The following is a 12,362-nucleotide window of genomic DNA, read 5'->3' on the forward strand; positions in this document are numbered from 1 at the left end:
ATGAAAAAGGTGATAGTTGATACAACATTTTGGGAAGTTTTTCCGGAGGCGACGATTGAACTACTAGTTATTGAAGGAATGAATAATCAGGTTGATCTGTCCAATGAACCGGGATTTACTCAGTTACTGGATCAAGCGGCGAAAAAAGCACAAGTTTATCTAACGGAGGAGCCATTTAGTCAAAATGAAGTGATTGCACAGTGGCGTAAAGCTTTTACGAAATTCAAAACTAAAAAAGGCGCACGTTCATCAATTGAAGCTTTATTAAAGCGAGTTAGCCAAGGCCGCAAATTTTTGCCAATCAATCCATTAGTGGACTGCTATAACAGTATTTCTTTAGAATATGGTGTGCCATGTGGGGGCGAAGATCTAGAAAAAATCAAAGGTCATTTACAACTGGGAAAAGCAGTTGGTGGCGAAAAATTTTTGCCTTTGGGTGCACTAGATGATGCGCCGGCTTTACCAGAAGAACTAATTTATTTTGATGAAGAGGGCGCAATTTGTCGGTGTTTGAATTGGCGTGAAGCACAGCGAACGATGCTGACGGAAGAAACCACAAAGGCAGTCTTGGTGATTGAGTCAATCAATGAAGAGCAAGCATTTCGTGGCGCACAAGCAATGGAAGCTTTGAAAGAATTAACGGAGAAAACGTTCAACATAACTGGAAAAAGAAGTACGTTAACAGCTGAAAACCCTGAAACGGTTATTCAATAAAAAAACTAATGTTAGTATGATCGTCTTAAATGAAAGCTTAGGCTGAAAAATGTTCGTGTTTTGCTGATTATTCTAAATTTTGGTTTACTTATGTTGCTAATTATTATATGATTAAACACGTTGTTTTAGTGTTTAATCATTTTTTTGCGAACTTATTTTTTAATGTTCGGATTTTTAGGAGGATGTCAGATGAAGGAAAAAATACTTTCCTACTTCGAGCTAGAAAAGCTAAATACTACGGTCAAACGTGAGGTGTTAGCTGGTTTTACTACGTTTATTTCGATGGCGTATATTTTATTTGTTAATCCAACTGTATTGGGTGCTTCTGGTATGGATGAAGGAGCGGTCTTTACAGCAACGGCCTTAGCAAGTGCGCTGGGCTGTATTTTAATGGGCGTTTTAGCACGTTATCCGATAGCAACTGCACCAGCACTAGGAATTAATGCGTTCTTTGCTTATTCTGTTTGTTTGGGAATGGGTATTCCTTGGGAAACAGCACTAGCAGGGGTATTTGTAGCTTCGTTGATTTTTATAATCATTACGATTTTTAAATTACGTGAGATGATTATTGATGCGATTCCAGCAGATTTAAAGTATGCGATTTCTGGAGGAATTGGTTTATTCATTGCTTTCTTAGGTTTAAGTGAAGGTGGAATTATTGTAGCAAATGAATCAACATTGGTAGGCTTAGGCCCGTTGAACGTGGGATCTACTTGGTTAACTATATTTGGTTTGGTAGTGACAGCTATTCTATTGGTTCGTCGTGTTCCAGGTGGAATTTTTATTGGGATGATTGGAACCACATTACTTGGTTTAGTTACTGGTTTGATCCAAATGCCAACACAAATCATTTCAGCTGCACCAAGCTTGAAACCAACATTTTTGGTTGCTCTGAAACACATTGGTGACATTAATTCTCTACAAATGTGGGTCGTTGTCTTAACTTTCTTATTAGTTACTTTCTTTGATACAGCCGGAACTTTAGTTGGTTTAGCCAATCAAGCGGGCTTCATGCGAGAGAACAAAATGCCTCGAGTTGGTAAAGCGTTGGCAGCTGATTCAACAGCAATGTTAGCTGGCTCATTGTTAGGAACTTCGCCAGTTGGCGCCTATGTAGAATCTTCCGCAGGGATTGCCGTGGGCGGACGCTCTGGTTTGACTGCTATTACAACGGGTGGATTTTTCTTGCTAGGTTTGTTCTTCTCACCTTTATTAGCAATCGTAACACCACAAGTTACGGCACCAGCATTGATTATTGTAGGTGTACTGATGGCTCAGTCACTTCGCCAAATTGAATGGGGAAAAATGGAAATTGCGATTCCTTCTTTCTTGATTTTGATTGGTATGCCATTAACTTACAGTATCTCTGATGGGATTGCGTTAGGATTTATTTTCTATCCAATCACAATGATTGCTGCCAAACGTGGAAAAGAAGTTTCGCCTATCATGTATTTATTATTCTTTGTTTTTATTGGCTTTATGTGGATTTTAAATGTGAATTAGCAGATAAATCATGGTCTATTTGTAAGTGAAATAACTTACAGATAGGCTTTTTTCTTAATTAAAACAGAAGAAAAGATACAATTTATTGATTTGTAGGCGTTTTATTAGTAAAATTGTGATGAGTAAAACTAACTCACAACAATTGGAGGTAACATCATGAAACACACAAAATTAGCAACAACAGTCGTAACTTTGGCAGCAGCAGGAATGTTTTTAACAGCTTGTGGCTCAGATTCAGATAAAGGAACAGCAGCATCTTCTTCAAGCACTGCTTCAACAACAGAAGTAGTTTCAGGTGCATCAGTAAGTGATAAAGCAAGCGACTTAGAAAAAGCATTAGGTGCTGACGGTAACTGGATCGTTGCAACCACTGCAGACGTTACATTTGATAACGACGTAACCGTTGCTGGTGAATTCCACGACAAAGGTGAAGCAAGTAACGATATCTACCGTAAATTTGCTTTGTATGCACAAGATGATAAACATACAGTAACAGATGAATATACAGTAACAGTTCCAACATTGATCGTTGAATCAGAAAACTTCAACATCGTTCACGGAACAGTTAAAGGAAACATCGAAGTAAAAGCAAACGGCTTTGTTTTAAACGGTGCGAAAGTTGACGGAAACATCACATTTGAAAAACAAGAATATAAAGATTCTGCTGTTTTAGATGAAGATGGTGCATCAGTAACTGGTGACGTAACAGTCGCTGAATAAAATGATGTATTTAACTAAATAACATCTAGCTTTTTCACCAAGTGATCTTGGTAGAGAGAAGTAATCCAGAGGAGAAGTCCTCTGGATTTTTTTGTGTTGTGAAGAGATGTTAATTGATTCAAAAATTGTTATCGTTAACATTCATCACGAATATTCTTTCTAGTGATTGTTGTGAAAGGCTTTTTGGTTTTTTTAATGAAAAACGACAAGAAACGGTCTATTTACTATTTGATTTAGTCACGCTACAATTCAATCAACAAGATTTAAAGGGAAAAAGCTAATTTAGTTGAACAAAAACGTAAGCGATTTCTTTTTTGCTTTAGTAAATGTGCAGGAGGAATGAATATGAGTGAACAGTGGTGGCAACGCGCAGTCGTTTATCAAATTTATCCACGTAGTTTTCAAGATACAAATGGAGATGGAGTTGGCGATTTACAAGGAATCATTCGGCGATTAGATTATTTAGAAAATTTAGGGATTGATGCTATCTGGCTTTCACCTGTTTATCAATCACCGAACGACGATAATGGGTACGACATCAGTAATTACGAAGAAATCATGAGTGAATTTGGCACGATGACGGATATGGAAGAATTGATTGCAAAAGGAAGAAAGAGAAATATCCGAATCATTATGGATTTGGTAGTCAATCATACCTCAGATGAACATGCTTGGTTTGTTGAAGCACGCAAGAGTCCAGAAAATCCTTATCGTGATTACTACATTTGGCGTGACCCTGTTGCCGGTCAGGTGCCTAATGAGCTGCGTTCTACTTTTAGTGGTTCTGCTTGGGAATTTGATGAGGCATCAGGACAATATTTCTTGCATTTATTTAGTAAAAAACAACCGGATTTAAACTGGGAAAATGAAAAAGTCCGTCAAGAAGTCTATGACATGATGAATTTTTGGATTGAGAAAGGCGTCGGCGGATTCCGAATGGACGTGATTGACTTGATAGGCAAACTTCCAGATCAAGAAATTACAGGAAATGGACCAAGACTTCATGAATATTTACAGGAAATGAATACTGAAACGTTTGGTGGAAAAGATCTCTTAACGGTTGGCGAAACATGGGGTGCCACGCCAGAAATTGCGAAGCGATATTCTGATCCAAAGCGAAATGAACTATCTATGGTTTTCCAATTTGAACATGTTGGCTTAGACCAACAAGTAGGAAAAGAAAAATGGGATTTAGCACCATTAGATTTAACCAAATTGAAGGAAGTATTGTCAAAATGGCAAACTTCTTTAGGAAACGAAGGATGGAATAGTTTATTTTGGAATAACCATGATTTGCCGCGAATCGTTTCAAGATGGGGAAACGACCAACAGTATCGAGTAGAGAGTGCCAAAATGTTTGCGATTCTTTTGCACATGATGAAAGGGACGCCGTATATTTATCAAGGAGAAGAAATTGGAATGACGAATTATCCGATTTCTGACATTTCAGAAGCAGAAGACATTGAAACCATCAATATGTATCATGAACGAATTGAAAAAGGCTATACCAAAGAAGAAATTATTCGGTCAATCAATACAAAAGGACGAGATAACGCACGTACCCCCATGCAATGGGACGACAGTCCAAACGGTGGGTTCACTACAGGAACACCATGGTTACATGTGAATCCAAACTATCAAGTGATCAATGTGGAACAAGCATTAACAGATTCGAGTTCGATTTTTTATACCTATCAGCAATTGATTGCTTTACGAAAAGAACATGACGTTATTGTGTGGGGGGAGTATGAATTAGTGCAAACATCCACAGAGATTTTTGCTTATTTACGTAGTTTAGGTGATGAAAAATGGCTGATTGCATGCAATTTATCTGAACAAAGTCAGACACTTTCAGTTCCAAAAAGTAAAGAAATTATTTTAACCAACTATGAATTGACTGAGGTACCTGTTGGGGAAGTGACGATGCGTCCTTATGAAGCGTTTGTGTTAAAGGTTTGACAAGAAATAAACGATAAAAGTCAGGCAGTTCCAATAATTTTAGTGAGCTGTCTGTCTTTATTGACAACTTATTACGAAAAAATAGGTATAGATTTTTGACAAATAATCCAAAGCATCATATGATATGCACACATGATTTTTTCAACAAAGGTATACAATTGTTTTGTAACTTTAAATAACGAAAATTAAGATGCTTGAATCATTTTTTTCGTGAAAAGAAAGAGTAGCTAACAAATGCAACCGGCGTGGTTCAAATCATTGGAAGTTTTTGCTTAAGTAATAATTCTTGATCAGAAACTTTACATAAATTCGCTCCAATTCATTTACAATTCAAACACACACAAGAAAACTTAGTAAAAGAGACGAACTCACCTGAGGGAGAGAAGGATTCTTTTTTTCTGAGTTTTTTTGTTGTTTTTAAGAAAAAATCGTTAAGAAGAGTGATATTTTTGAAACATTTTGGTTGAAATGCTATTCTGCAAATAGGAAGATCAGAAAAGGAGAACATAGATGAAGATTGTAATCATTGGTGGTTCATTCGCAGGAATCCGCGCAGCTCAATTACTTAACGAAGCGTGTCCACAAGCAGAAATCTATTTGATCGAAAAACAAAATGAAATCGGTTTTATCCCAAGTAGCTTTCATCTGCTTTTGACGAAACAAATCGTTGATAAAAAACAAAGTCACTGGATAACAAAAGAAAGACTTGAAGAAACTAGTCGAATCAATGTATTGACACAAAAGTCAGCGATTGGATTAGTTGAAAACGAAGTGTTATTAGACAACGGCGAAAAGGTGCCTTTTGACCAATTGATTATTGCGACGGGTTCAGCACAAAGCTTTAAACGATTGGACGAGGCTGAGGCACAGCATATTTATTCAGTTAAGAGTGGAACCAATTTTACTGAGCTGGAAACAGTGCTCGCACAAGCGGATAAAGTAGCGGTGGTTGGGGGCGGCCAAGTGGGTGTGGAATTAGCAGAAGACTTAACAACTCTAGGGAAGAAAGTTGATCTTTATGAAAGCCGCAACCAGATTTTGTTTCGTTATCTTGATGAACAAATGACAGAGCCAATCCTGAATGAGATGACAAAAAGCGGCATACAGCTTTTCTTGAATGAACAAGTCCAAGTTTTAGCCGATAAAAATGGTGCTATTTTAGAATCTGAAAAACGCAAAGCTCGTTATGATGTAGTTTTATTAGCGAATCATACGCGCCCAGATAACCGTTTGTGGGCAGAGACTATCAAGCTGAATGATGATGGAACGATTTGGGTAGACGACTATTTACGAACTTCACGAAAAGATGTGTATGCTATTGGCGATGCCATCCAAGTAACCTTTCGACCAACACAAGAAAAAATGTATGTTTCGCTAGTGAACAATGCCATTCGAACAGCACAAGTAGTTAGTCAAACAATCAGCGGCAAACCGACGAAAGATGTGGGCACCTACCGACCCGTTGGTAATAAATGGTTTGGTTACTTTGTTGGCAGTGTAGGCTTAACGGAAAGTGAACGATTTTTTTATGCAAGAAAAGTTCGGAAAATCAATCAAGAACATCGTGTTTCGCTGACGAATAATGAAAAGATTTCTCTTCAGTTATTAGTTGATCAAGAGACGGATCAGCTGATTGGTGCACAACTTCAAAGTAAATCATCGGTTTTCCGATTATTGGATTTATTGACGATTGCGATTGAGCAGCAGTGGACGCTACAACAACTGGGGGCGCATGAGTTATTTTTCCAACCAGAATACCGGACTCCAGAAACGATTTTGACAGAGATGAGTGGGTCTTCCTATGAGGATTGAAGAATTACTAGAAAAGAAGGAGCAACTACAAGTAACAATTTTACGTCAGTTGGTCTTGCGAGGTGGACAGGCATCCCTGAATGAGTTACGTCATGAGGTGGATTTGTCCAAGTCATCCTTTGATTCCTACTTGGAAGAAATTGAACTGATTGGTTTAAGTATGCAAAAAAAAGTAGAAGTTGTTCGAACCGATTATCAAGTAATCTTGTCTTTGGATGAAACAGTAAGTTTGGAACAAATTGTGTTACATCTTTTACAAGATAGCTTGAAATATAAATTACTGACATATTTATTGGAACATCAGCAAGCTTCAATCGTTCAATTAGCAACGGCTTTTTCTATCAGTGAGTCGTCTGTTTTTCGTAAAATCAAAGAATTAAATCTATTATTGAAAGAGTTTGGAATCCAGATAAAGAATGGTCAACTTTACGGAGAAGAACTCCAAGTACGGTATTTTTATTACGAATTATTCCAATTTATTCCTGAAGAACAACGTCCACTTTATCTTCAAAATACACCAGATAAAAAGACCATTATTTTAGGGTTGGAAAATGTGTTAGAAACTAGTTTTTCCGCATTTTCGACTGCCCAACTAGCTTGTTGGGTTGGAATTACGAAGAAGCGATTGGTGAGCGAAAAAACTACTTTTTCAACTTTGCGGGAAAAGAAAAAGCTGTATCAAGAGGACCGGCTATATCAAACAGTTGACTCGATCTTGATTTTATATTTGAGTCGATTAGCAGCGGATTTAAGTGCATATGAAACACTGATGTTTTATAGTTTTTTTGTTTCTTTTTCTATTTTAGAAGAGGAGACTTTTTACCAATATGAGTTAACCCGAAGCAAAAAATTACCAACTGCGGTTTTGGATACATACATTCGAGAAACAATGTTATGGCATTACCGTCCAAGGAGATTAAAAATCAGTGAAGAAAAGGCTGTGGGGTATCAACTCTCGCAAATCAACAATGAATTATATTTCTTTTATGGTAAATTAACGATTTATGATCGTAAACATTTGCTCGAACAGCAGAAAAAAATGCTTGGTCATTCTTTGAGCAAGTTATTGGAACAACTAAAAGAAACAGCAATCAAGCAGTTACCTGCGAAAAAGTTTGATGCTCAAACGTTGGATAACTTAATGATTTTATATGCCAGCGTTCTGATGATGATTGATTTTTATATTGCTAAATTGGTAGTTATCGGGATTGATTTGACAACGTTACCGATTTACCGCATTGCTTTCCAACAATTTTTATTGAGCGAGCTTAAGGGAATCAGCGGTGTTCAGGTAGAATCGTATCAAGAAGGGAAAAAATACGATCTTATCATAACGTTTAATCAAATCAATAAGGAAGAGAATCGGTATTATCTTTCTGAATTTGCTTCTAGTTATGACATTGTGCGATTGAAAAAACAAATTGAACGCTACAAAAAAGAAAAAAATTAATATCTTTGAAAACCAGATGTATCAAGGGGTTGAAAGAAAACTGTCAAAAATAATTCAAAAAAATCAATTTTTGGCAGTTTCTTTTTTTAAATACATTGTATGATTAGTTCAGTTAAAGAAAGCGTTTGCAAAAAATGGAGGGATAACAATGACAGAATCAACTTATATTATGGCCATTGATCAAGGAACAACGAGCTCACGAGCGATCATCTTTGACAAAAAGGGAAGACACATCGGCAGTTCGCAAAAAGAGTTCACTCAACATTTTCCTCAAGATGGTTGGGTAGAGCACGATGCAAATGAAATTTGGAACTCAGTTCAATCAGTGATTGCAGGAGCATTTATTGAATCAGGAATCAAACCCAATCAAATCGCTGGGATTGGTATTACGAATCAACGTGAAACGACAGTTATTTGGGAAAAAGATACAGGACGACCAATTTATCACGCAATTGTTTGGCAATCTCGTCAATCAGCAGATATTGCGAATCAATTGAAAGAAGAAGGTTATCAAAAATTCTTCCATGAAAAAACAGGATTAGTGATTGATGCTTACTTCTCGGCTACTAAAATTCGTTGGATTTTAGACCATGTGGAGGGTGCGCAAGAGCGTGCAGAAAAAGGCGAATTACTTTTTGGAACAATTGACTCATGGTTGGTTTGGAAGTTGACGGATGGACAAGCACACGTAACAGACTATTCAAACGCCAGCAGAACGATGTTGTTTAATATTCATAACTTAGAATGGGATCAAGAGATTCTTGATTTGTTGAACATTCCTCGTGCAATGCTACCAAAAGCAACGTCAAATTCAGAAGTTTATGGTCATACACAAGGCTATCATTTTTATGGTAGTGAAGCACCAATTTCAGGAATGGCTGGCGATCAACAAGCAGCATTATTTGGTCAGATGGCGTTTGAACCTGGGATGGTAAAAAATACGTATGGTACAGGTTCATTTATTGTCATGAACACTGGAGAAACGCCGCAATTATCAAAAAATAATTTATTAACCACGATTGGTTATGGGATCAATGGCAAAGTGTACTATGCGTTAGAAGGAAGTATTTTTGTGGCAGGTTCTTCTATCCAATGGCTACGCGATGGGTTACAGATGATGCAAAAAGCAAGTGACTCAGAGGAAGCGGCAAGACGTTCAACAAGTGATGATGAAGTCTATGTTGTTCCAGCATTTGTAGGTCTAGGTGCCCCTTATTGGGATCAAGCCGCACGTGGAGCAATGTTTGGGATTACTCGTGGGACGACGAAAGAAGATATCATTAAAGCAACATTACAAGGAATTGCTTACCAAGTGCGTGACATCATTGAAACAATGCAAGCAGATACGGGCATTCAAATTCCAGTATTAAAAGTAGATGGTGGAGCTGCCAACAATGAGTATTTGATGCAATTTCAAACAGATATTTTGAACACACCAATCCAACGAGCTGAAAACTTGGAAACCACTGCTTTAGGAGCAGCTTTCTTGGCAGGTTTAGCAGTAGGTTATTGGAAAGATATGGATGAAATTCGTGAATTTTACGAAGCTGGAAAAATGTTTGAGGTTCAAATGGAAGAACCAAGACGTGAGAAACTTTACAGTGGCTGGAAAAAAGCTGTAGAAGCAACACGCGTATTTGAATAAGGGAGGAAAAACCATGTTCTCAAAGAAAACACGACAAGCAAGTATTCAAGCAATGCAAAAAGAAGAGTTGGATTTACTCATTATTGGTGGTGGGATTACTGGTGCTGGGGTAGCAGTGCAAGCTGCTGCGGCTGGCATGAAGACTGGTTTAATCGAAATGCAAGATTTTGCTGAAGGAACTTCTTCACGTTCAACTAAACTAGTTCATGGTGGAATTCGTTATTTGAAAAATTTTGATGTCGAAGTTGTAGCAGACACAGTTACTGAACGTGCTGTGGTACAGCAGATTGCACCACACATTCCTAAGCCAGATCCAATGCTACTACCTATTTATGAAGATGAAGGTGCAACGACTTTCAATATGTTTTCTGTCAAAATTGCTATGGATTTATACGATCGTTTGGCTAATGTGATTGGGACAAAGTATGAAAATTATACATTGACGCCAGATGAAGTTTTAAAACGTGAACCATTTTTGAAAAAAGAGGGGTTGTTAGGTGCGGGCGTGTACCTTGATTTTCGTAACAACGATGCACGATTAGTCATTGACAACATCAAAAAAGCAGCTGAAGATGGTGCTTACTTGGTAAGTAAAATGAAAGCGGTTGGCTTTTTGTATGAAGGAAATCAAATCGTTGGCGTTAAAGCAAGAGATTTATTGACCGACGAAGTAGTTGAAATCAAAGCAAAAGTTGTAATCAATACAAGTGGGCCTTGGGTCGATAAAGTTCGTAATATGAATTTCTCTCGGGCAGTTGTACCAAAAATGCGTCCGACAAAAGGGATTCATCTAGTTGTTGATAGCAAGAAATTACCAGTACCACAACCAACTTACTTTGATACTGGCAAGCAAGATGGTCGAATGGTCTTCGCTATTCCTCGTGAAAACAAAACGTATTTTGGAACAACAGATACGGATTATCAAGGAGAATATACTGATCCAAAAGTAACACAAGAAGATGTTGACTATCTTTTAGATGTTATCAATCATCGTTATCCAGAAGCAGCGATTACTTTAGATGATATTGAAGCAAGCTGGGCGGGATTGCGTCCATTATTGATTGGTAATTCTGGTTCAGATTACAATGGTGGCGATAATGGTTCCATCTCAGATAAAAGTTTTAATCAAGTGATTGATGCAGTAACTCAATTTAAAGAAAATCAACTTTCTCGAATTGAAGTCGAAGATGTCTTGAATCATTTAGAAAATAGTCGTGGCGAAAAAGATTTAGCACCATCTGCCATTTCTCGAGGAAGTTCTCTTGAAATCGAACCAGATGGATTAGTAACTTTGTCAGGTGGGAAAATTACCGATTACCGCAAGATGTCTGAAGGGGCATTGACCTTGATTCGCAAACTATTACAAGAAAAATATGACTTGACCTTCAAAGAAATTGATTCAAAAACCTATGCTATTTCCGGTGGCGATTTTGATCCAACAAAACTAGAAGAAACAGTCGAAGAATTAGCAAAAAGCGGTGTGGAAGCTGGCTTGTCTGAAGAAGATGCACGTTATATCGCTGATTTTTATGGGACGAATGCTAAACGAATCTTTGAATTAGCTAAAGAAATGACACCATATGCTGGGTTGAGTTTGGCAGAATCTGCTCGGTTACGTTACGGGTTAGAAAATGAAATGGTTTTAACACCAGGTGATTACTTCATCCGTCGAACAAACCATATGTTGTTTGAACGCGATCAGTTAGATGAATTAAAACAACCTGTGATTGACGCAATTGCTACTTATTTCAACTGGTCTGAAGAAGAAAAAGAACAAGAAACAAGTCGCTTCAATCAATTGGTCGATGAGTCAGATTTACGTGAATTAAAGGAGGAGAATAAATGAGCGCAGAAATGACCCAAATCATGGGAGAGTTTATTGGTACGTTGATTTTAGTATTACTTGGTGATGGTGTCTGTGCAGCTGTTAACTTGAACAAGAGTAAAGCACAAGCGTCTGGTTGGATCGTCATTGCCTTAGGCTGGGGGATGGCAGTAACGATGGCTGTTTATATTTCTGGGTTTATGGGACCAGCCCACTTAAACCCTGCAGTTAGTATTGCAATGGCGATGACAGGTGCAATCGGTTGGAATCTTGTTTTTCCATTCATTATTGCTCAAATGTTAGGTGCATTTCTTGGTGCAGTATTGGTATGGCTATCTTACTTACCACATTGGGAAGCAACGAAAGATCAAGGTGCTATTTTAGGAACGTTTGCCACTGGACCAGCAATTAGAAATTATCCTGCAAACTTTATTACAGAGTTGATTGGGACCTTTGTTTTAGTTTTAGGTCTACTAGCATTTGGTGAAAATACATTTGCTGCTGGAACGAACGTATTTGCTGTTGGAGGCTTGATTTTAGCAATTGGTCTATCACTTGGTGGACCTACGGGATATGCAATCAATCCAGCTCGTGACTTGGGTCCGCGTATTGCTCACGCCGTGTTACCAATTGGTAATAAAGGAACTTCGGACTGGGCGTATTCTTGGGTACCAGTTCTTGGACCAGTTGTTGGTGCCATCGTAGCTGTCGGTGTCTTTTCATTGATGGTTTGA

At 37.9% G+C, this 12,362-nt stretch carries 9 protein-coding genes; all 9 read left to right on the forward strand.

The features are described 5' to 3' along the window. The 9 genes from AB3I20_RS09925 to AB3I20_RS09965 all read left to right on the forward strand — a co-directional run bounded on the left by AB3I20_RS09925 (position 1) and on the right by AB3I20_RS09965 (position 12,362). Positions 1–714, forward strand: coding sequence for a B3/4 domain-containing protein (locus AB3I20_RS09925; protein ID WP_067483694.1), 714 nt, complete (start codon positions 1–3; stop codon positions 712–714). Between the two features lie 189 nt (positions 715–903). Then, positions 904–2,217 (forward strand): NCS2 family permease, encoded by a 1,314-nt coding sequence (locus AB3I20_RS09930; RefSeq protein ID WP_067483128.1) that lies wholly within the window; start codon positions 904–906, stop codon positions 2,215–2,217. A 156-nt stretch (positions 2,218–2,373) separates the two neighbouring features. Further along, positions 2,374–2,937 carry a polymer-forming cytoskeletal protein gene (locus AB3I20_RS09935; RefSeq protein WP_067483127.1) on the forward strand — a complete coding sequence of 188 codons (564 nt, stop codon included), beginning with the start codon at positions 2,374–2,376 and terminating at the stop codon, positions 2,935–2,937. A 345-nt stretch (positions 2,938–3,282) separates the two neighbouring features. Continuing rightward, positions 3,283–4,896 carry an alpha-glucosidase gene (locus AB3I20_RS09940; RefSeq protein ID WP_368027253.1) on the forward strand — a complete coding sequence of 538 codons (1,614 nt, stop codon included), beginning with the start codon at positions 3,283–3,285 and terminating at the stop codon, positions 4,894–4,896. A 510-nt stretch (positions 4,897–5,406) separates the two neighbouring features. Further along, positions 5,407–6,708 (forward strand): FAD-dependent oxidoreductase, encoded by a 1,302-nt coding sequence (locus tag AB3I20_RS09945; protein WP_368027254.1) that lies wholly within the window; start codon positions 5,407–5,409, stop codon positions 6,706–6,708. Next, positions 6,698–8,158, forward strand: a complete 1,461-nt coding sequence (locus AB3I20_RS09950) for a helix-turn-helix domain-containing protein (protein ID WP_368027256.1) — start codon at positions 6,698–6,700, stop codon at positions 8,156–8,158. The genes AB3I20_RS09945 and AB3I20_RS09950 overlap by 11 nt, the downstream gene beginning before the upstream one ends. 148 nt (positions 8,159–8,306) lie before the next feature. Beyond that, positions 8,307–9,803 carry a glycerol kinase GlpK gene (glpK, locus tag AB3I20_RS09955; RefSeq protein WP_067481501.1) on the forward strand — a complete coding sequence of 499 codons (1,497 nt, stop codon included), beginning with the start codon at positions 8,307–8,309 and terminating at the stop codon, positions 9,801–9,803. A gap of 13 nt (positions 9,804–9,816) precedes the next feature. Continuing rightward, complete coding sequence (glpO, locus tag AB3I20_RS09960; protein ID WP_270607977.1) at positions 9,817–11,649, forward strand: type 1 glycerol-3-phosphate oxidase; 1,833 nt, start codon at positions 9,817–9,819, stop codon at positions 11,647–11,649. Next, the gene (locus tag AB3I20_RS09965; protein WP_067481497.1) at positions 11,646–12,362 is read left to right on the forward strand and encodes an MIP/aquaporin family protein; all 717 of its coding nucleotides are present in this window, start codon (positions 11,646–11,648) and stop codon (positions 12,360–12,362) included. Before glpO ends, AB3I20_RS09965 begins: the two co-directional genes overlap by 4 nt.

It is taken from the genome of Enterococcus sp. C50 (assembly GCF_040887505.1).
Taxonomy (GTDB): Bacteria; Bacillota; Bacilli; order Lactobacillales; family Enterococcaceae; genus Enterococcus_B; species Enterococcus_B thailandicus.